Below are 20137 nucleotides of genomic sequence, written 5' to 3'. Positions count from 1 at the left end.
CCGCGACGACGGATGGTCCCCGTTTGCGTGGCTGTGTTTCCGATCGAACGTCTGAGGCCGATGTGGGTGCCCCCGTGGCAGCCGGGGGCACTCGGGACGTACCTCAGGTGGTTCTGGTGACACCGATCGGGCAGGTCATGCCGTTCGGCCCGTGGTTGCAGTACCCGTTGGGGTTTTTGTCACCTGAAAGGTACTGCTGGTGGTAGTCCTCCGCGTAGAAGTACCTCGTCAGCGGCCTGATCTCCGTCGTGATCTCACCGCGCCCGGCCTTCGTCACCACCGGCTGGAAGGCCTCCCGGGACGCCGCAGCCGTCGCCGCCTGCGCCTCGGTCGTGGTGTAGATCGCTGAGCGGTACTGCGTACCGACGTCGTTGCCCTGCCGCATGCCCTGGGTCGGGTCGTGGTTCTCCCAGAACGCCTTCAGCAGGTCCTCGTACGCGATCTTGGTGGGGTTGTAGACGACCTGGACCACCTCGGTGTGCCCGGTCGTGCCTGAGCAGGTCTCCTCATAGGTGGGGTTGGCGGTGAAGCCGCCGGCGTAGCCGACGGACGTCGAGTACACGCCGGGGAGCTGCCAGAAGATGCGCTCCGCGCCCCAGAAACAGCCCATTCCGAAGACCGCGACCTCCAGGCCGGCCGGCCACGGGCCCTTCAGCGGGGTGCCGAGCACGGTGTGGGTGTCGGAGACCGGCATCTCGGTGTCGCGGCCGGGCAGCGCGGTCTCGGCGGTGGGCAGGTCGAACTTCTTGAACCGCAGGAACACGGTCACTCCCTTCGTCCGCTTTACGCAACGCTGAGGCGGAGGTATTCCTTACCGATCGTCTCGGCGGTCTCGGCGGCCTCGTCGTCGCTCTCGTATTTGCGGCGGGGCCAGAAGAAGCCGCGCAGGCCGTCGCCCTTGGTGCGGGGCACGACATGCGTGTGCAGGTGCGGGACGGACTGGGAGACGATGTTGTTCATCGCCACGAAGGTGCCCTGGGAGCCGAGCGCGGCGGGCACCGCGGCGGCGATCTGCTGGGCGAACCGGAAGTACTCCGGCAGCAGGTCGGCCGGCAGGTCGGTGAACTGCACGATGTGTGGCCGGGGCGCCACCAGGACGTGCCCCTTGAAGACCGGGCGAATGTCGAGGAAGGCGACGCCGGCCGGGGACGACGCGACCATGAAAGCCGGGATCGATCCCGCCACGATGCCGCAGAACACGCAGTCCGCCATCAGGTGAGACTAGCCTTGCGCAACATGACGGCTAACAGCTACGGGTTCGACACCCTCGCCATCCATGCCGGCCAGGAGCCGGACCCGCGAACCGGTGCGGTGGTGCCACCCATCTACCAGACGAGCACGTATGCCCAGGACGCCGTCGGCGCCCCCCGCCTGGGTTACGAGTACAGCCGGTCCGGCAACCCGACCCGGGACGCCCTTCAGGAGTGCCTTGCGGCGATCGAGGGCGGCCGGCGCGGGCTCGCTTTCGCGAGCGGCCTCGCGGCCGAGGACACCCTGTTGCGTACGGTGTGCCGGCCCGGCGATCACGTGGTCATCCCGAACGACGCGTACGGCGGCACGTACCGCCTGTTCGCGAAGGTGGCCGAGCGCTGGGGCCTGGACTGGACCGCCGCCCCGCTGGACGACCTGGACGCCATGCGCGCCGCGTTCCGGCCCGGGCACACCCGCCTGATCTGGGCCGAGACGCCCACGAACCCGCTGCTGAACATCGCTGACATCGCGGCGCTGGCCGCGCTCGCCCACGAGTACGACGCGCTGCTCGCGGTGGACAACACGTTCGCCTCGCCGTATCTGCAGCAGCCGATCGCGCTCGGCGCCGACGTGGTGATCCACTCCACCACGAAGTACCTGGGCGGCCACTCCGATGTGGTCGGCGGCGCGCTGATCACCGCGGACACCGGGCTCGGCGACGAGCTGGCGTTCCACCAGAACGCGATGGGTGGCGTCAACGGCCCGTTCGACGCGTGGCTCACCCTGCGCGGGATCAAGACCCTCGGCGTACGGATGGACCGGCACTGTGACAACGCCGAGCGGATCGTGGGTTACCTGCGTGAGCACCCGGCGGTCGGGCAGATCCTCTACCCGGGCCTGGAGGAGCACCCGGGGCACGAGACCGCGGCCAAGCAGATGAGCCGCTTCGGCGGGATGGTCTCGTTCCGGGCGGCCGGCGGGCCGGAGCAGGCGATCGCCATCTGCAACCGGACCAAGCTCTTCGTGCTGGCGGAGTCGCTCGGCGGAGTGGAATCGCTGATCGAGCACCCGGGACAGATGACACATCTGTCGGCTGCGGGCTCGGCGCTTGAAGTTCCCGCCGATCTCGTGCGACTGTCTGTCGGCATCGAAACCGTTGACGATCTGCTCGCCGACCTGGAGCAGGCGCTCGGATAACGACCGGACGCTGGAGAAACTGCGCATGGAATCGACGACCTGGGTGGGTGCCACCGCCAAGCAGATCGCCCGTGCGGTGCGCCGCGGCGACGCGAGCGCCACCCAGGTCGTGGCCGACCATCTGGAGCAGATCGCCATCTCCGACCCGGCCCTCGGCGCGTTCCGGGTGGTCCGTGGCGGCGAGGCGATCACCGAGGCGGAGAAGGTCGACGACCAGGAGGACCTGGCCAACCTGCCGCTCGCCGGGGTGCCGGTGGCGGTCAAGGAGAACACCGCGGTGGCCGGCCTGCCCACGTGGCACGGCTCCGCGGCGGCCTGCACCTCCGACGTCGAGGAGGAGGACCACGAGGTGGTCCGGCGGCTGCGGGGCGCCGGCGCGGTCGTCGTGGGCGTCACCAAGATGCCCGAGATGGGGCTGTGGGCGATCACCGACGACCAGGACGGGCCGACCCGCAACCCGTGGGACCTGGACCGGACACCGGGCGGTTCGTCGGGCGGTTCGGCCGCCGCGGTCGCCGCCGGCCTGGTGCCGATTGCGCAGGGCAACGACGGGTTGGGGTCGATCCGCATTCCGGCGGCGTGCTGCGGGCTGGTCGGGCTCAAGCCCGGCCGCGGTGTGGTGCCGGTCGGTTTCGGCGACAAGGACTGGTTCGGCCTGACCGAGAACGGCGTGCTCACCACGACCGTGGCGGACGCCGCGCTGGGCTTCTCGGTGCTCGCCGGGCAGGCCCCGGCGAAACTGGTCGAGCCGTCGAAGCTGCGGATCGGCGTCTCGCTGCGGTCCCCGGCCGCGGGTGTCAAACCCGACGAGCCGAACCGTTCGGCCGTCGCCAAGGCGTCGAAACTGCTGGTCGAGGCGGGGCACGACACGGTCACCGCCGACCCGGTCTATCCCACGGGTGTGGCGCTGGGTGTGCTCGCCACGTGGTTCGCCGGGGCGTACGTCAACTCCGAAGGCCTGGACGTGGCAAGCCTGCAGCCGCGCACCCGCCGGCACATCGCCCTCGGCCGGGCCGCGCTGCGGGCCGGGCTGGTCCGGCAGAAGCAGCGGGACGCCTGGCGTGAGCGGTCCACCCAGTTCTTCGCCGACCGGTCGATCGACCTGCTGCTCACACCGGCCCTGGCCAGCGCGCCGCCCCCGGCGATCCAGTACTCCGCGGAGTCCTGGCGCAAGAACATGTGGGCCAACGCCGCCTACGCGCCGTACGCGGCGCCGTGGAACTACGCCGGTCTGCCGGCCATCGTGATCCCGGTCGGTTTCCGTCCGGACGGGCTGCCGCTGGCGGTGCAGATCGTCGGCCCGCCCGACTCGGAACTGCTGCTGCTCGCCGTCGCCGGGCAGTTCGAGGTGCTGAACCCCTGGCAGCGCCACGCTCTCGTTTGAGGGAGTGGCACGATTGGTGGTCATGACCGCTGCCGGGGATCCACTGGACCTGCTCACTCTCGCCGACGTCGAGGCCGCCCGTGAACTGCTGACCGGGGTGGTCAAGGAGACGCCGCTGATCCCGTCCCGGCCGTTGACCGAGATCACCGGGGTGCCGGTGTGGCTGAAGTGCGAGAACCAGCAGCGTGCCGGGTCGTACAAGGTGCGCGGGGCGTACACCCGGATCGCCCGGCTCTCCGAGGCCGAGCGCTCCCGCGGCGTGGTCGCCGCCAGCGCCGGCAACCACGCCCAAGGCGTGGCCCTGGCGGCGGGCCTGCTGGGCACGCGGGCCACGGTCTTCATGCCGGAGGGCGCGCCACTGCCCAAGGTCACGGCCACCAAGGGGTACGGCGCCGCGGTCGAGTACGCCGGAACCAGTGTGGACGACGCCCTGGAGGCGGCGCACGACTTCGCCCGCAGCACCGGGGCGATCCTGATCCACCCGTTCGATCACCCGGACGTGATCGCGGGGCAGGGCACGGTGGCGTGCGAAATCCTCGAACAATGTCCAGAAGCGGCCACCATCGTGACCGCGGTGGGCGGCGGCGGGCTGATCTCCGGGCTGGCGGTCGCGGCCAAGGCGATCCGGCCGGACATCCGGATCGTCGGGGTGCAGGCGAGCGGCGCCGCGGCCTACCCGCCCTCGCTGGCGGCCGGTGCGCCCCGCAAGCTGGACAGCTGCGCCACGATCGCCGACGGCATCGCCGTCATGCGCCCCGGTGATCTCACGTTCGCGCACGTGGCGAAGTTGGTCGACGAGATCGTCACGGTCACCGACGAGGACCTGTCGGCGGCCCTGCTGGTCCTGTTGGAACGGCACAAGATGGTGGTGGAGCCGGCCGGCGCCGCGGCGGTCGCGGCGCTGCTCACCGGCGCCTACGTGCCGCCGCGGAGCGGACCCGCGGTGGCCATCCTGTCCGGCGGCAACATCGACCCGATGCTGCTGCTGCGGGTGATCGAACACGGTCTGGCCTCGGCCGGGCGGTTCCTGCGCCTGGCCGTGCGCTGCACGGACCGGCCCGGTCAGCTGGCCCGGCTGCTGCGCGAGATCGCCGAGCAGCGGGCCAACATCGTCGACGTCTCCCACTCCCGGCAGAGCCCGCGGCTGGGTTTCGGCGAGGTGGAGGTGGCGCTCTCGGTGGAGACCCGCGGTCCGGCGCACTCGTCGGCGCTGATCAGCGCCCTGCGCGACGCCGGTTACCGGGTGGCGCTGCTCGCCGACGCCACCCCCTGAGACGCGAAGAGCTCGCGGCGCGGTGCCGCGAGCTCTTCGACGAAGCCGGTTAGCCCTCGAACGGGCCGAACTTCACGACGGTGACCTTGATGTCGGCGCCGCTCGGGGCCGTGTAGGTCACGGTCTGGCCGGTGCGGGCGCCGAGGATGGCCTTGCCCAGCGCCGACTCGGGGCTGTAGACGGTCAGGTCGGTGGTCGACGAGATCTCCCGCGAGCCGAGCAGGAACGTCTCGGTGTCCGCCTGGTCGTCGTCGAAGTAGATCGTCACCACCGAGCCCGGAGCGACCGAGTCAGCCGCCTGGACCTCGCCCACCTCGGAGTTCCGCAGGAACTCCTTCAAGTAGAGGATGCGGCCTTCCTGCCGGCTCTGCTCCTCACGCGCGGCGTGGTAGCCGCCGTTCTCGCGAAGGTCGCCCTCCTCGCGCCGCGCGTTGATCTCCGCCGCTATCGCCGGCCGGTTTGCGATCAACTCGTCGAGCTCGGCCTGTAGCCGGTCGTAAGCGTCCTGGGAGAGCCAGGTCTTCGGCGCCTCGGAACTGGACACGGTCGATCTCCTTGCTGGGACTGGGCAGTGTTGAAGCATGCCGCGGCAGTGTTCATGGGAATTGCTGCGTTCACGGGAATTGCTGCGCAAGGGCGACATGCTGAACGCAGCGAATCACCAAGCTTACCAGCGGTATGCGAGCCGCCCGGAAGGCGAAAAGTTGTCGGATCCGGCGGTCACCCCGCGGCGCGGCAGCCCATCACGTCGCCCACCGACGCCCGCGCCTTGGTCGGCACCGGCTCGCTCACCTCGACCGTGCCGCCGCCGTCCGGAGCCGGCACCAGCACCGCGCGCCGCCCGACCTCGAACCCGTCGTAGTCGCGGGCCCGGAGCATGCAGTTGGCCGTGCCGCCCTCGGGAACCCAGACCCGGAACTGGATGACCAGCTCGGTCGCGGTCGGCTCGCTCCATCCGATGATCTGTGGGGTGTAGTCGGTCTGCCCGAACTTGTCATAGAACTTCAGGGTCAGTCCCAGAATGCCGGCGGCGAACAGCACCACGGCGAGGACCGGCACCCAGCGGCGCTTGCGGCCGTCGCGGCGACGGCCGTAGCGACCGGGCGGAAACACCGGCGATGTGGCGTGCGTCTCGCTCACCTGACGGCCTCTCGTGCGTTTGTTGTCGGTGGGATCGGCCAGAATGGCAGAGTTCCATCTTCGCAGCCGATCCCGGCCCGCCGACGGCAGGCCTGGTCGAGAGGATCCCAACAACGTGACTGAGCAGTTGCGCCTGATGGCCGTGCACGCGCACCCCGACGACGAGTCCAGCAAGGGTGCCGCCACCATGGCGAAATATGTGGCTGAAGGCGTCCAGGTGCTGGTCGCGACCTGTACCGGTGGGGAGCGGGGCAGCGTCCTGAACCCCAAGATGGACCGGCCGGAGGTGCTGGCGGACATCACCAACATCCGTCGCGCCGAGATGGAGAAGGCGCGCGAGATCCTCGGCGTCGACCAGGCCTGGCTCGGTTTCGTCGACTCCGGCCTGCCCGAGGGCGACCCGCTGCCCCCGCTGCCGGAGGGCAGTTTCGGCCTGCAGGACCCGGAGGAGGCGGCAAAGCCGCTGATCAAGCTGATCCGCGAGTTCCGCCCGCACGTCATGACCACCTATGACGAGAACGGCGGCTACCCGCACCCCGACCACATCATGTGCCACAAGGTGTCGGTGGTGGCCTTCGAGGCGGCCGGCGACCCGGAGCGTTACCCCGAGCTGGGTGAGCCGTGGCAGCCGCTGAAGCTCTACTACAACTCCGGCTGGACCCGGGCGCGCATGCTCGCGCTGCACGAGGGGATGCTGGCGGCCGGCCTCGAGTCGCCTTACGCCGAGTGGCTGGAGAAGTGGTCCGACCGGCACGACCGGGGTGACAAGATCACCACCCGGATCGAGTGCGGGGAATATTTCGGGATTCGCGACGATGCGCTGCGGGCGCACGCCACTCAGGTCGACCCGGACGGTTTCTGGTTCCACATCCCGCTGGAGCTGCAGCAGAAGGTGTGGCCCACGGAAGACTTCGAGCTGGCTCGCTCGCTGGTCGACAGCCCGGTCCCGGAGTCCGACCTGTTCGCGGGCATCCGGGAGAAGGTCGAAGCCCACTGAGCAGTACGCTGACGGGGTGGACGTCTTCGCGGTAAACAATTTTGGCGACACCCGATCGGGCGGCCTGGCCGGCCCGATGGGGTTGTTCCTCATCGTCCTCATGTGCGTCGCCACGGTGCTGCTGATCCGCAACATGAACAAGCGGATTCGTCGGCTTCCCGACAGTTTCCCGGTTGCGGGCGAGCGGGAGCGTGTGGCAGAAATCGCGCGCCTCGATGCTGATCTCGAGCGTTCGGCCGCCGCGCCGGATGAGGATGTCGAAGCGAATCGATCGGCTTCGGCTGCCGCGGCGGAGGAAGCCGAGGTCGAGGGCGTGCGGGACGGCGGGAGCGACTCCGCCGCCGGTGACGGGCCGGCCAAGGCCTGATCGGATGACCGCTCGGCGGGCCCGGGGGATTTCGTCCCCCGGGCGCCCAGCATCCCGGTCTGGGGTCCGTCAAGCCCTGTTGCGTTCATCAGGATTGATTTAGCCTTCCGCCGGGGGCTGCACAGCCCCGGGACCCTGCGCGGAAGGGGGCGCCGACATGACCATCGTCCGGCGCCGACTCTCCCAAGAGCATCTGCACGTGCATCGTGCTGTGCAAGCCCTGTGGGTGCCGTCGTGACGCGTTTCTCGCGCGTCCAGCCACTCCGTGACGGTTCGTGGCTCGGCCGCCCCCGGCCCGTACGCATCCTGACCGTCGTCGTGGTGGTGGCGGCCCTGGCCGCCGTCGTGCTCGGCGCGCTGCAGCCGGTGGACCGCCCGGCCGACCGCCCGCTCTCGCCGCTCGACGGCGTCTGCGTCGCTGCCGTGCTCGCGGCGATCGCCCAGCTCGCCGGTCTTCGCTTCCGGCTCGGGCCGGACGCGGTCTCGGTCAGCTGGGCGGAAGCGGCCGTGATCGTCGGGTTCGTGGTCGCGCCGGCCGGCTGGCTGCCCGCCGCCACCCTGATCGGCACCGGTCTGGCCTGGCTGCTGCTGGCCTGGTTCACCGGGCTGCGCAACGCGGCTGAGGTGGTGCACCTGGTCGCCTCGATGACCCTCGGCGTGTCCGGCGCCGCGCTGGTCACCGCCCTGCTCGCCGGTGACGTCCCGCTGCACGGCGCCCGGCTCCCCTTGGCGCTGGTGGCCGGCGGCGTCACCTATCTGCTCATCACGTTCGGCCTGGTGGTGCTCACCCTCACGCTGCGCCGGGACGCCGAGCCCACCCAGATCGCCACCCGCGTGCTGCACGCCAAGCTGCCGATGTCGGTGGGCAACGTGCTGGTCGGCCTCATCGCGGTGTTCGCGCTGGCCCGGGAGCCGCTCTGGCTGCTCGCCTTCGGTCCGGCGCTGTGGCTGCTGCACCGGACCTACCGGTTCCACCTGCGCGCCGCCGAGGAACGCCGGATGTGGGAGGCGTTCGCCACCGCGACCGCGCGGCTGCCCGGCACCAGCGAGGCCGAGGTGGCCCGGGCCGGGCTGCGCGGCGCCCTCGACGTCTTCGGCGCCCGCCGCGCCGAGCTGGAGGTGCGCACCGAGAGCGGCCACCGGCGGTACGCGCAGGACAGCCCCGGCCTGGACGAGGAGGTCGGCGCCCGCTCCGGCCCGGCGATCACCCGCAGCATGGCGGTGGCCGGCCGGCCGGTCGGCGAACTCACCGTCTGGCTCGGTGAACCCAGCCTGCCGGTGCCGCAGGACGAGGCGGCCATCACGGCGTACGGGGAGGCGCTGGCCGGGGCACTGCACGACGCGGCGGCACACCAGCGGATCGCCGAGCTGGACGCCCGCGTGGCCCATGACCGGGTGCACGACCCGCTGACCGGGCTGGTCAACCGGTTCGCGCTCGCCGCCGTCGGCGACCCCCTGCTGCGCACCCTCGAACGCGACCGGCACGTGGCCGTGCTGCTGCTCGACGTGGTCGACTTCCGGCAAGTCAACAGCACCCTCGGGCACCGCGGCGGCGACGAGGTGCTGCGCCTGGTCGCGGGACGGCTCGCCGAGCTGGCCCGGTCCGGCGAGATCGTCGCGCGGACCGGTGACGACGAGTTCGCGCTGCTCGCGCCGACCGTGGTGGCGCTCGCCGACTCCGCCGGGTGGCCGCAGGGCGAGCCCAGCCCACTGCCGGTGGCGCTGCGCCGGGCCCGCGAGCTGGTGGAGCAGCTGCGGCTGCCGATGGAGGTGGCGGGCGTGCGCCTGGCCATCGAGGTGACCGTCGGCGTGGTCGTCGCCCGGGCCGGCCAGGTCGAGGTCGGCGAGTTGCTCAGGCGGGCGTCGCTCGCCGTCGGCCGGGCCAAGGAGCTCGGGGTCACCGTCGGGACCTACGACAGCGGTCAGGACGCCAGCAGCACCGATCAGCTGGCCCTGCTCGCCGAACTGCAGGACGCTTTCGTCGCGGACGACCAGATCGTTCTCTACCTGCAGCCGGCCGTCGACCTGGTGACGTCCGTGCCGACCGGGGTGGAGGCGCTGGTCCGCTGGCGGCATCCGCGCCGGGGGCAGCTGTCGCCGGGTGACTTCCTGCCCGCGGTGGAGCGCAGCGAGCTGCTCATCCCGTTCACCCGGCGGGTCCTCGACCTGGCACTGGCCGCCGCGGCCAACTGGAACGCGCACGGCATCGACGTACCGGTGTCGGTCAACGTGTCGGCGCGCAGCCTGACCGACCCGACCTTCCCGGCGCAGGTCACCGAGGCGCTGCGGCGGCACCGTACGCCGGCGTCCCGCCTGGTTCTGGAGATCACCGAGTCGGTGGCGGTGAGTGAGCAGGAGATCGTCGACGAGGTGCTGGCCCGGCTGCGGGCGTCCGGTGTGCAGGTGTCGCTCGACGACTTCGGCACCGGGTTCTCGTCGCTCGCCTCGGTCACCCGGATGCCGGTCGACGAGATCAAGATCGACCGGTCGTTCGTGGACGAGATGATCGACTCGGCGGCGGCCGGGGCGGTCGTGCGGGGCGCGGTCGAGCTGGGCGCCCGGCTGGGCGTGCGGGTGGTCGCCGAGGGCATCGAGACGATGGAGCAGCGGGCCGCGCTGATCGCCCTGGGCTGCCCGACCGCGCAGGGTTACCACTTCTGCAAGCCGATGCCCGCCGACAAGATCGTGCAGGCGTTGTCGCAGCTGGCGGCCACGTCACCGGCGCCGCAGATCGCGCCGCTGCGCGCGGAGGACGCTTCCTGACGGCCGATCGCCGTTCGGCGTGAGAGTGTTGGGGGATGGCCAACCGTCTCGCCGAAGCCACCTCGCCCTACCTGCAGCAGCACCGGGACAACCCGGTCGACTGGTGGCAGTGGTCACCCGAGGCGTTCGAGGAGGCCCGCCGCCGCGACGTGCCGGTGATCATCTCGGTCGGTTACGCGGCCTGCCACTGGTGCCACGTGATGGCCCACGAGTCCTTCGAGGACGACGAGATCGCGAAGCTGATGAACGACGGCTTCGTCTCGATCAAGGTGGACCGGGAGGAGCGGCCCGACGTCGACGCCGTTTACATGACCGCGACGCAGGCGATGACCGGGCAGGGCGGCTGGCCGATGACGGTCTTCGCCACTCCCGACGGTGATCCGTTCTTCTGCGGCACGTACTTTCCGAAGCAGAGCTTCGCCAAGCTGCTGGAGAACGTCGCCACGGTCTGGCGTGACCAGCGCGACGACGTGCTGAAACAGGGCGCCGCGGTGGTCCAGGCGGTCGGCGGCGCGCAGCTGGTCGGCGGGCCGACCGCGCCGATCTCCGCCGAGCTGCTCACGGCCGCGGCGAACGGCCTGGCCAGGGAACACGACGAGACGTACGGCGGGTTCGGCGGCGCACCGAAGTTCCCGCCGCACATGAACCTGCTCTTCCTGCTGCGGCATCACGAGCGCACCGGGTCGGCGCAGGCGCTGGAGATGGTCCGGCACACCGCCGAGCAGATGGGCCGCGGCGGCCTCTACGACCAGCTCGCCGGCGGCTTCGCCCGGTACTCGGTGGACAACACCTGGACCGTGCCGCACTTCGAGAAGATGCTCTACGACAACGCGCTGCTGCTGCGGGTCTACACCCAGCTGTGGCGGCTCACCGGGGACGCGTTCGCCCGTCGCATCGCCGACGAGACCGCCGCGTTCCTGCTGCGCGACATGGGTACGCCGCAGGGCGGCCTGGCGTCGGCGCTGGACGCCGACGCCGAAGGCGTCGAGGGTCTGACGTACGCGTGGACGCCCGCCGAGCTCGTCGGCGCTCTCGGCCCGGACGACGGGACGTGGGCGGCCGACCTGTTCCGGGTGACCACGGCCGGGACATTCGAGCACGGCAAGAGCGTGCTGGTGCTGGCCCGCGACATCGACGCCGCCGAAGAGTCCCTGGTCGCCCGCTGGCAGGACGTCCGGAGGCGGCTCCTGGCCGCCCGGGCCGGCCGCCCGCAGCCGGCCCGCGACGACAAGGTGGTCGCCTCCTGGAACGGTCTCGCCATCACGGCTCTCGCCGAGCACGGCGTGCTCACCGGAACGGCGTCGTCGCGTGAGGCAGCGGTCGCGCTTGCCGAGGTGCTGGCGGAGCGGCACCTGGTCGGCGGTCGTCTGCGCCGGGTCTCCCGGGACGGTGCGGTCGGCGAGCCGGCCGGGGTGCTGGACGACTACGGGTGTGTAGCCGAGGCGTTCCTCGCGGTGCACCAGGTGACAGCTGATCCGCGCTGGCTGAGGCTAGCGAAGGAGCTGCTGGACGTGGCGCTGGCGCATTTCGGCACCGGGGAGGGCGGGTTCTACGACACCGCCGACGACGCGGAGAAGCTGCTGACCCGCCCGGCGGATCCGACCGACAACGCCACCCCGTCAGGTGCGTCGGCGATCTGCGCGGCGCTGGTGGCCTATGCGGCGCTGAGCGGCGAGACCGCCTACCGCGAGGCGGCAGACGCGGCGCTGGCGACACTCGGGCCGCTGATCGGCGGGCATCCCCGGTTCGCGGGCTACTCGGCGGCGGTCGCCGAGGCGGCGCTGACCGGCCCGTTCGAGATCGCGGTGGCCACGACCGATCTGGCAGATCCGCTGGTGGCGGCGGCTTTCCGGCACGCGCCGGGCGGCACCGTGGTGGTCGCCGGCGAGCCGGACCGGGCGGGCGTCCCGCTGCTGGCCGACCGCCCGCTCACCAACGGGCAGGCCACCGCATATGTCTGCCGTGGTTTCGTCTGCGACCGCCCCGTCACCACACCGTCCGACCTGCTGACCCGCCTGCGCCAATCCACCGTGTGATCTCCCGCCGCCCCACGAACCCGAACTTCACGCGCTCCTAGCTCGCGCGGGGCACGTCCGGTCACGGTGGAACCGCTTGGCTGACCGTCAGCGTCGTCTCAGGCCTGCCGAGGCAACTCTCAGGCGCAGCCGGACAAACCGGCTGGCAGTGAGTGTTGGTTCGGGCTGGCCGGGGCGACTCTGAGGTGCAGCCGGGCAAACCGGCTGGCGGTGAGTGTTGGTTCGGGTTGGCTTGGGCGACTCTGAGGTGCAGCCGGGCAAACCGGCTGGCGGTGAGTGTTGGTTCGGGTTGGCTTGGGCGGCTCTGAGGTGCAGCTGGGTGGGCTGGCTGGCGGTGGGTGTTGGTTCGGGTTGGCTTGGGCGGCTCTGAGGTGCAGCTGGGTGGGCTGGCTGGCGGTGGGTGTTGGTTCGGGCTGGCTTGGGCGGCTCTGAGGTGCAGCTGGGTGGGCTGGCTGGCGGTGGGTGTTGGTTCGGGCTGGCTGAGGCGACTCTCAGGTGCAGCTGGGCGGGCTGGCTGGCGGAGGGTGTTGGTTCGGGCTGGCTTGGGCGGCTCTGAGGTGCAGCTGGGCGGGCTGGCTGGCGGCCGGGGCTGTTTGTTTGCGCTTGGGCTGTGCTGAGAGCCGGCTGACCGGGATCGGCGTGCATCGGCAAGGGCTCGTGGGCGGACACATTCCCGCACGGTTCGAGCGTGTGGAGTGAGCGGCGGAAGTTCACGGGGTGGGGTTGGCGCTTGCGGTCGGGCGTGGGGTTGCGGAGAGGCGGAGCCGTTGGGGTGGAGTGGGTGGGGAGGGGCTGGTGCGGTTGGGGCGGGGTAGGGCGTACGGGAAATGGGGTTGATTTTTGGGTGAGCTGGGGAATCGCTAGGCTTGCCTGGCGATGGATACCCGAACCGGTCTGCCCGTAGTCGGCATGGTGGGCGGCGGCCAGCTGGCCCGGATGACCCACCAGGCCGCCATTTCCCTCGGCCAGTCACTGCGTGTGCTCAGTGAGAAGCCTGACGACAGCGCCGCCCTGGTCGCGGCTGATGTGCCGATCGGCACGCACACCGATCTCGCTGCGTTGCGTGAGTTCGCGAAAGGCTGTGACGCGGTCACCTTCGACCACGAGCACGTGCCCACCGAGCATATCGAGGCGCTCGAAACCGAGGGTGTGAAGATCTTCCCGGGTTCGAAGGCGCTGGTCTTCGCCCAGGACAAGGGCATGATGCGGGAGCGCCTGGCGGAGCTGGGCGCGCCGGTGCCGCGGTGGGCGCGGGTCAGCAGCGCCGCTGAGATCGAGGCGTTCGCGGGCGGCTCCTGGCCGGTGGTCGCCAAGGCGACCCGCGGGGGGTACGACGGGCGCGGCGTCTGGATGGTCGGTTCGCCGGAGGCCGCCGCCGATCTGGTGTCGACCGGCATCCCGCTGATCGTCGAGGAGAAGGTGCCGCTGCGCCGCGAGCTCGCTGCCCTGGTGGCGCGGTCGCCGTTCGGGCAGGTCGCGGCCTATCCGGTGGTGGAGACCGTGCAGAAGGACGGGATCTGCGTCGAGGTGATCGCCCCCGCGCCGGGTCTGTCCGAGGAGCGCGCCGTCGAGGCGCAGCAGCTCGCCATCGACCTGGCGAACGCGCTCGGTGTGGTGGGCCTGCTCGCCGTCGAGCTGTTCGAGACCGACGCCGGCATCGTGGTGAACGAGCTGGCGATGCGCCCGCACAACTCCGGCCACTGGACCATCGAGGGGGCCCGGACCTCGCAGTTCGAGCAGCATCTGCGGGCCGTGCTGGACTACCCGATGGGCGAGACCGCGCTGACCGCGCCGGTGGTCGTGATGGCCAACGTGCTCGGCGGGGAACCCGGCGGGATCTCCATCGACGAGCGGCTGCACCACCTCTTCGCGGAGGATCCGGGCGCGCGCGTGCACCTTTACGGCAAGCAGGTCCGGCCCGGTCGCAAGATCGGCCACGTCACCGTGCTCGGTGACGATCTCGAACGGGTGCGGGCGCGGGCCGTGCGCGCCGCCAAGTGGCTTCAGGAAGGCGTCTAGATGGCCCCGCAGGTCGGCATCATCATGGGCAGCGACTCGGACTGGCCCACCATGGAGGCCGCCGCGGTCGCGCTCGCCGAGTTCGACGTGCCGTTCGAGGTCGGGGTCGTCTCCGCGCACCGCACCGTGCGCAAGATGGTCGACTACGCCGAGTCGGCGGCCGGCCGGGGCATCCAGGCGATCATCGCGGGCGCCGGCGGGGCCGCGCACCTGCCGGGCATGGTGGCCGCCCTGACGCCGCTGCCGGTGATCGGCGTGCCGGTGCCGCTCAAGCACCTGGACGGGATGGATTCGCTGCTCTCCATCGTGCAGATGCCGGCCGGGGTGCCGGTGGCCACGGTGTCGATCGGCGGGGCGCGCAACGCCGGGCTGCTGGCGGTCCGCATCCTCGGCGCGGCGAACCCGGCGCTGCGGCAGCGGATGGCCGACTTCCAGACCGGCCTGGAGAAGCTGGTCGCCGAGAAGGACGCGGCGCTGCGCGAGAAACTGCTCGGCTAGCGCATCTGCGACACCACGTTCCGCAGCTCCTGGGCCCGCCGCCGGCTCTCGCTGGTGGCGCCCAGGAAGAGCAGGATCACGCCGATCGGCACCAGCATCAGCCACGGCCCGCCGAGGGTGAACGCGAACCGGAACGCGGCGATGACGGTGGCGATCGTGCCGACCACCACCGGCGCCTGCTGCCGGGTCCGCGACCCGATGATCAGGGTGATCACCGCGCCGAGCAGCAGCAGCACCTGACGCAGGTCGCCGCCGTTGCCGGCCAGCACCAGGCCCGTCGTCGGCACGAAGGCGGCCAGCAGCGCCGGACCGTACGCCGCCCAGCTGCTCAGATCGGGCCGGTGGTGCGCCTCGACCACGCCGACCGCGAGCGCGAGGGCCGCGAACGGCAACGTGTACGCCTCCGGGAGCCCGACCTCGGCCAGCGCGATGAACAGCCACCAGCCGACGATCTCGAACCCGACCGCCACCCAGAACAGGGTCCGCCGCTGGTGCGGGGTCCGGTCCGGCCGCGACGCCGCCAGGCCGAGCACCGCGCCCCAGGCGGCCAGCAGCGCGGCCAGGTGGGGCAGCGAGTCGAAGGCCAGCGCCCCGGCGATGAAGGCCGACGCGTACCCGCACCACTCGACGGTGACCGCCTCGGGCCGGTACTGCGGCAGGCCGAGCCGGGGCAGCGCCGCCTCCAGGGAGAGCAGCGCGGCACCGACCGCGAGAACGCCGAACGCCGCCCAGTGCCGGTCCAGCCCGGCCGCGATCGCCGCGGTCAGCACGAACATCTGGCCCATCAGGGCGGTGAAGAGCCAGCCCAGCAGCCGGGCCATCTGGGTGCGGCCGCCGATCGCGGCGACCAGGCCGACACCGACCGCGCTGCCCAGCGTGAACAGGGTGAGCGGCTGCTCGGCGAGGCTGCCGGCCAGACCGGCGCCGCCGGCCAGCAGACCGATCGCGAAGACCACGCTGCGGGTGCCGCGCAGCAGCGGCGCCCGGGTCGCGATCGGCGGCGGGGTGAGCGCCAGGCCCAGCATCGAGATGGTGAAGACCACCAGGGCGGCGCCGGTCGCGGCCGGGAACGAGGCGCCCAGCGCGATCGGCGTGATCAGCAGGGTCAGCGCGATCCCGGGCAGCACCACCGGCACGGCCTCGGAAGCCTTGCCGCCGAAGCCGAGCGCGGCCAGCGCCGCGGCCCCGGTGAGCAGCACCGCGGCGAGCGCGCTGGTCGCGTCGACGTTGCCGGCGGCCGGGTTGGCGAGCGCCGGGATCGGCCCCTCCCAGATCGCCCGCAGCTGCTGCAGCGGGTCGACCAGCGCGGCACGCAGGGCCGGAGCGAGCGAGAAGAGTGCCAGCAGGGTCGGGATCAGGGCCATCGCCACGGCGCCGGTGGCCGGGTCGGCCAGCCAGCGCTCGCCCCAGCCGCCACGGCCCAGGCCGCTGGAGCGCCACGCGCCGCGGCGGGCCCGGGTGTACCGGCTCGGCGGCGGGTATTCGACCGGGGCGACCCGCTGGACCGGGGCCGGCACAGCGCCGCGCAGCAGCTCGGCGAGCACGCCGAGGAAGGCGGCCGCCGCCGCGTAGAGCGCGGTGGGGTAGTCGGTCGGCACCGAGGTGACCGCCGTGATGGTGGCGCCCATGACGAGGCCGATCGTCGCCCAGGGCAGATATTGCGGTACGTGCCGGCCGGCCGCGGCGAGCAGGGCCAGGCCGAGGCTGGAGGCGGCCAGCGCGGCGGTCAGCACCACCTGCAGGTTGTGGCCCTGATCGGCGGCGAGAGCGGCGAAGACACCGGGCAGGGCGAGCAGCACCGAGGCGGTGGCCGCGCCACCGAGCTGGGCCCGGTGCGGCGGCAGCACCAGGATCGGCGGCTCGCCCGGCGCCACCTCGGCGAACTCGACGGTCGGCGCCGGGTCGTCCGGCGTGCCGACGGTCTGCCGCACCGGGATGCGGGCCATCACCGCCACGAGCAGGCCGAGCATCACCACCAGGAGCAGGGCGAGCGCGGTCGACCAGGGGCGGACCAGGCCGGTGGCGGTGGCGTGCAGCAGCACCACGGCGGCCACCCCGGCGCGGGCGCGGGCGGCGGCGGGCTGCGCGGCGGCGACGGCGGCCAGCGCGTACGCGATGGCGACCGCCCCACCGACCACCAGCGGTGACCACCAGGGCAGGCCGAAGGCCCACGGGGCGCCGATCGTGGCCAGCGCGGCGGCCAGCCCGGAGGCGTAGTGCGACCACGGTTTCGGCATCCCGATCGCGGCCGTGATCGCGACCATGACCAGGGCGAACGGCGCCTGCCAGGCACCCGGTGGGGCGTCTGCCGCGTACCGGCTCAGGTCGGCGGCCCAGAGCGGGCCGGGCGCGGAGAGGATCCGCAGCCCGCCCTCGATCGCCTGCCAGCCGGCGATCGCGCCGACCACCGCGCCGGCGATGGCCAGACCGCGCGAGGGGCCGCGCCGGAGGTCCTCCTCCAGCACCGTGACGCCCATGCCGACCAGCAGGATCACCACGCCGGCGACGGCGAGCGGCGCGTTCGGGAAGGCCAGCGCGGCGACCCGGGCCAGCGCGCCGCAGATCGCGACGGTGGCTGCCGCGGCGGCGATGTCCGGGCCGTCGAGCACCCGGTCGTTGCGGCCGCGGGCGTCGATCGACTTGGCGAAGAAGAGCAGGCCGGCGGCGCCCAGCAGCAGCGCGCCGACCCACAGGTCGGGTGCGGCGGCGCCGGGCGCGAAGAGCGCGGCGAAGGCCATCGCGAGCGCGCCCAGCCCGGTGCCGGCGGTCAGCGGCAGGCTGATCTCCCGGTGCGCGACCTGGAACACGGCCGCGTAGCTGAGCGTGCCGGCGACCGCGAGGAAGCCGGCGGCCAGGGCTGGGACGGTCGAGCCCGCGGTCGGCGGGGGACCGCCGCCGGTGTCGGAGATGGCGAGCGCGGCGGTGACCGCGGCGCCCGGGATGGCGAGCGCGGCGGCGCCGGCCGCCCAGTCGCCGACCAGCCAGGCGAAGAGCCGGACCGGGATCTGCCGGGCGGCGATCGCCACCATCACGCCCGCGCCGGCGATCGCGGTGAGCACCGCCGCGGTCAGCCAGGAGGCGCTCAGCGAGGCGCCCGCACCGAACAGGCCGACCACCCCGGCCGCCACCACGTGGGCGACCGCGATGCGCCTGGTGCTCGCCCACAGGCCGGCGGCGCCCAGGCCGATGGCCGCCAGCACGAGCGGCCAGGGCGCCTCGGACCAGGGCAGACTCAGCGAGGCCGGCACCGACAGGGCGGTCAGCGCGATGCCCGCCACCGCGCCCTCGTGCCGGATGCCGGCGGGCAGGGCCAGCGCGGCCGCGATGGTCAGCAGCAGCGCGCTGAACGCGAGCAGCCAGCCCTCGGGGCCGACCGCCTCGGCCAACTGCTGCGAGTAGGCGGCGGTGTCCGCGTCCCAGACCGGGCGGGCCGCGGCGACCGGAGCGATCGCGGCGCGCAGCACGTCCACCGCCACGATCAGGCCGATCAGGGTCAGGGCGGCGGTCGACGCGTACTGCGGGCCGCGGCGCACCGGCTCGGCCAGCATCCCGACGACGGCGCCGGTCAGGGCGACCACCGCGGCCGAGGCGACCAGCGTCCAGTGCGGGGAGACCACGTCGGTGATCCGGGCGGTCGCGCCGATCAGCGCCAGGGTGAGCACGGCGCCGGCCACGTTCAGCGCGAGCGGGTTCTTCAGCAGCCGGGCCGCGGCCACGGCGGTCGCCGCGGCGGCCACCAGGATCAGGCCGGACCGCAGCGCGTCCCCGGCGGTCTGTGCCTGCAGCAGAGCCACCGAGGAGTAGAGCAGCGCGCCCGCGCAGGCCAGGCAGAGCAGCGCGAAGGTCAGCTCGCGCAGCCAGTCGGCGGACGGCGGGGTGGCCGGCGGGGCCAGCGGCACCGAACCGGCAGCCGGCGCGCCCTCCGGCCGCGGACCGGGGAAGATCCGGGTGGGCAGCCAGCGGCGCCGGGGCCGGGTCAGACCGGGAATGATCAGATCCGGCTCTTCCGGCCGGGACTCCGGGCGGGGCGGGGCGTCCGCCGCGTACGCCGCCGGGTCTGCCGGATCGGGCGCGCCGGGACGGCGCGCGAAGCGCTCGCCGTCGGCGTCGGCCTCGGCGAGCGACACCCGGTCGGCCGGCCAGGGCCGGCCCAGCGGCCAGCGCGGCACCAGCCGCCCGGTCCGGATCACGGTGGTCAGCAGCAGGAGATCGAGCACGGCCACGGTGGTCAGCGCCAGGCCCCAGCCGGCCGGGCTCTGGATCATGGGGTACGCCAGGAGCGGCGCGACCGGCTGGGTGGCGATGACCGTGGCGTACCGTGGCGCGGCGAGGCGGGTGAGGCCCGCGTAGACGAAACCGGCCACCGCCGTGATCGCGAAGGTGAGGCCCAGGTAGAGGGCGACCGGCACGTCCGGCCCACCGGCCAGCGGGCTCCCGTGCAGCGCGTAGAGCGTCATCGGGAGCAGGATCAGGCCGACCGCGGCGATCGTCTCACCGGTGGAGGTCAGGCCGCGGCGGGCCACCCCGGGCGCGACGGTCAGGGCGATGCCGGTGGCCAGGGCCAGGATCAGCGTCCGGGCGAACGGGTTGGAGACCGCCACCCCGGCGAAGACGACGGCCGCCACCCCGAGCAGCAGCGCGCCCAGGGCGAGCAGGATGTTCTGCACCGACTGGCTGGACGCCTCGGGCCCGTGCTCCATGGTGGCCAGCGGCGGGCGCCGCGGGCCGGGCGGCGCGACCCGCTCGGCCGGCGGGGGATCGTCGACCAGCACGGTCACCCCGTCGGAGGCGGCACCGGGCGGCCCGGTGTGCGCGGTGCCCGGCTCGGCCCAGTCCGGCGGCGGCGCGGTGGTGGGGCGCCGGCGTGCCGACTCGGGCGGCGGCGGGGGTGTGTCGGGTTCGCCGCCCGGTCGCCCGGTCGGCGGCGGTGGTGGCGGGAAGTCTTCCGGCGGTTTGCGCTTGCCGCTGGTCCGCCGGCTCTTCGCGCCCTTGGACTTCTGCGCGTGGGCCAGGATGTCGCGCTGGAACTGGGCCGCCTGGATCTTGGCCGCGATCTGCGTCCGCTCCTTGGCGGCCTGCATGTCGCGGATTTTCATTGACGCGATGGAGGCATCGATACGAGCCAGCTCGTCTACGTAGTCGAGCTCGTCGTCAGCCTGCGCCACGGGACCTCCTCGACCAGCCGGCGGCTCGGTGTAAGAAAAGCATGCCGGTACGACACCTCATTAGAACAGTCTCAAGCGGGTAGAGATCTGCGGAAACGACCCCAACC

The 20137-nt window shown here is 72.6% G+C and carries 14 protein-coding genes; 9 read left to right on the top strand and 5 right to left on the bottom strand.

What is annotated here, in order from left to right; translation table 11 throughout:
• Positions 1–103 precede the first annotated feature (103 nt).
• Positions 104–763, bottom strand: a complete 660-nt coding sequence (gene msrA / locus AB0F81_RS14750) for a peptide-methionine (S)-S-oxide reductase MsrA (RefSeq protein ID WP_360196543.1) — start codon at positions 761–763, stop codon at positions 104–106.
• 20 nt (positions 764–783) lie between these two features.
• Positions 784–1212 carry an HIT family protein gene (locus tag AB0F81_RS14745; protein WP_360196541.1) on the bottom strand — a complete coding sequence of 143 codons (429 nt, stop codon included), beginning with the start codon at positions 1210–1212 and terminating at the stop codon, positions 784–786.
• 24 nt (positions 1213–1236) lie between these two features.
• Here AB0F81_RS14745 and AB0F81_RS14740 point away from each other — a divergent pair, with 24 nt between their 5' ends.
• From AB0F81_RS14740 to ilvA, 3 genes are read left to right on the top strand one after another with little or no spacing between them, the layout of a single operon-like run.
• The gene (locus tag AB0F81_RS14740) at positions 1237–2388 is read left to right on the top strand and encodes a cystathionine gamma-synthase (protein ID WP_360196538.1); all 1152 of its coding nucleotides are present in this window, start codon (positions 1237–1239) and stop codon (positions 2386–2388) included.
• A gap of 25 nt (positions 2389–2413) precedes the next feature.
• Complete coding sequence (locus AB0F81_RS14735; protein ID WP_360196535.1) at positions 2414–3772, top strand: amidase family protein; 1359 nt, start codon at positions 2414–2416, stop codon at positions 3770–3772.
• Positions 3773–3794: 22 nt separating this feature from the next.
• A complete protein-coding gene (gene ilvA, locus AB0F81_RS14730; RefSeq protein ID WP_360196532.1) occupies positions 3795–5045 on the top strand; it encodes a threonine ammonia-lyase in 1251 nt (416 codons plus the stop codon).
• A 49-nt stretch (positions 5046–5094) separates the two neighbouring features.
• Here ilvA and greA read toward each other — a convergent pair whose 3' ends face one another.
• Both greA and AB0F81_RS14720 read right to left on the bottom strand, forming a co-directional pair.
• Positions 5095–5628, bottom strand: a complete 534-nt coding sequence (greA, locus tag AB0F81_RS14725) for a transcription elongation factor GreA (RefSeq protein WP_360196529.1) — start codon at positions 5626–5628, stop codon at positions 5095–5097.
• A gap of 137 nt (positions 5629–5765) precedes the next feature.
• Complete coding sequence (locus AB0F81_RS14720; protein ID WP_360196526.1) at positions 5766–6185, bottom strand: DUF4307 domain-containing protein; 420 nt, start codon at positions 6183–6185, stop codon at positions 5766–5768.
• A 115-nt stretch (positions 6186–6300) separates the two neighbouring features.
• On the opposite strand from AB0F81_RS14720, the gene mca reads away from it, so the two are divergent.
• The 6 genes from mca (at position 6301) to purE (ending at position 14865) form a co-directional block, all read left to right on the top strand.
• Positions 6301–7182, top strand: a complete 882-nt coding sequence (mca, locus tag AB0F81_RS14715) for a mycothiol conjugate amidase Mca (protein ID WP_360196523.1) — start codon at positions 6301–6303, stop codon at positions 7180–7182.
• Positions 7183–7258: 76 nt separating this feature from the next.
• Positions 7259–7549, top strand: coding sequence for a hypothetical protein (locus AB0F81_RS14710; protein ID WP_360196636.1), 291 nt, complete (start codon positions 7259–7261; stop codon positions 7547–7549).
• Between the two features lie 234 nt (positions 7550–7783).
• A complete protein-coding gene (locus AB0F81_RS14705) occupies positions 7784–10312 on the top strand; it encodes a bifunctional diguanylate cyclase/phosphodiesterase (RefSeq protein ID WP_360196520.1) in 2529 nt (842 codons plus the stop codon).
• A 35-nt stretch (positions 10313–10347) separates the two neighbouring features.
• The gene (locus AB0F81_RS14700; RefSeq protein ID WP_360196517.1) at positions 10348–12348 is read left to right on the top strand and encodes a thioredoxin domain-containing protein; all 2001 of its coding nucleotides are present in this window, start codon (positions 10348–10350) and stop codon (positions 12346–12348) included.
• A gap of 876 nt (positions 12349–13224) precedes the next feature.
• On the top strand, positions 13225–14367 hold the full coding sequence (locus tag AB0F81_RS14695) for a 5-(carboxyamino)imidazole ribonucleotide synthase (protein WP_360196515.1): 1143 nt from the start codon (positions 13225–13227) through the stop codon (positions 14365–14367).
• The gene (gene purE / locus AB0F81_RS14690; RefSeq protein WP_360196512.1) at positions 14368–14865 is read left to right on the top strand and encodes a 5-(carboxyamino)imidazole ribonucleotide mutase; all 498 of its coding nucleotides are present in this window, start codon (positions 14368–14370) and stop codon (positions 14863–14865) included.
• Here the strand turns inward: purE and AB0F81_RS14685 are convergent.
• On the bottom strand, positions 14862–20030 hold the full coding sequence (locus AB0F81_RS14685) for a hypothetical protein (protein WP_360196509.1): 5169 nt from the start codon (positions 20028–20030) through the stop codon (positions 14862–14864). The two genes, purE and AB0F81_RS14685, sit on opposite strands and share 4 nt — an antisense overlap.
• Positions 20031–20137 lie beyond the last annotated feature (107 nt).

Source organism: Actinoplanes sp. NPDC024001, from assembly GCF_040638955.1.
GTDB lineage: Bacteria > Actinomycetota > Actinomycetes > Mycobacteriales > Micromonosporaceae > Actinoplanes.
This window is presented reverse-complemented; position numbering and strand designations above follow the sequence as displayed.

Excerpts from the sequence above, each read along its gene's own strand:
- AB0F81_RS14740 (WP_360196538.1), top strand. The coding sequence starts at position 1,237 with ATGACGGCTAACAGCTACGGGTTCGACACCCTCGCCATCCATGCCGGC.
- AB0F81_RS14700 (WP_360196517.1), top strand. The coding sequence starts at position 10,348 with ATGGCCAACCGTCTCGCCGAAGCCACCTCGCCCTACCTGCAGCAGCAC.
- greA (WP_360196529.1), bottom strand. The coding sequence starts at position 5,628 with ATGCTTCAACACTGCCCAGTCCCAGCAAGGAGATCGACCGTGTCCAGT.
- ilvA (WP_360196532.1), top strand. The coding sequence starts at position 3,795 with ATGACCGCTGCCGGGGATCCACTGGACCTGCTCACTCTCGCCGACGTC.
- AB0F81_RS14710 (WP_360196636.1), top strand. The coding sequence starts at position 7,259 with ATGGGGTTGTTCCTCATCGTCCTCATGTGCGTCGCCACGGTGCTGCTG.
- AB0F81_RS14695 (WP_360196515.1), top strand. The coding sequence starts at position 13,225 with ATGGATACCCGAACCGGTCTGCCCGTAGTCGGCATGGTGGGCGGCGGC.
- purE (WP_360196512.1), top strand. The coding sequence starts at position 14,368 with ATGGCCCCGCAGGTCGGCATCATCATGGGCAGCGACTCGGACTGGCCC.
- AB0F81_RS14735 (WP_360196535.1), top strand. The coding sequence starts at position 2,414 with ATGGAATCGACGACCTGGGTGGGTGCCACCGCCAAGCAGATCGCCCGT.
- AB0F81_RS14745 (WP_360196541.1), bottom strand. The coding sequence starts at position 1,212 with ATGGCGGACTGCGTGTTCTGCGGCATCGTGGCGGGATCGATCCCGGCT.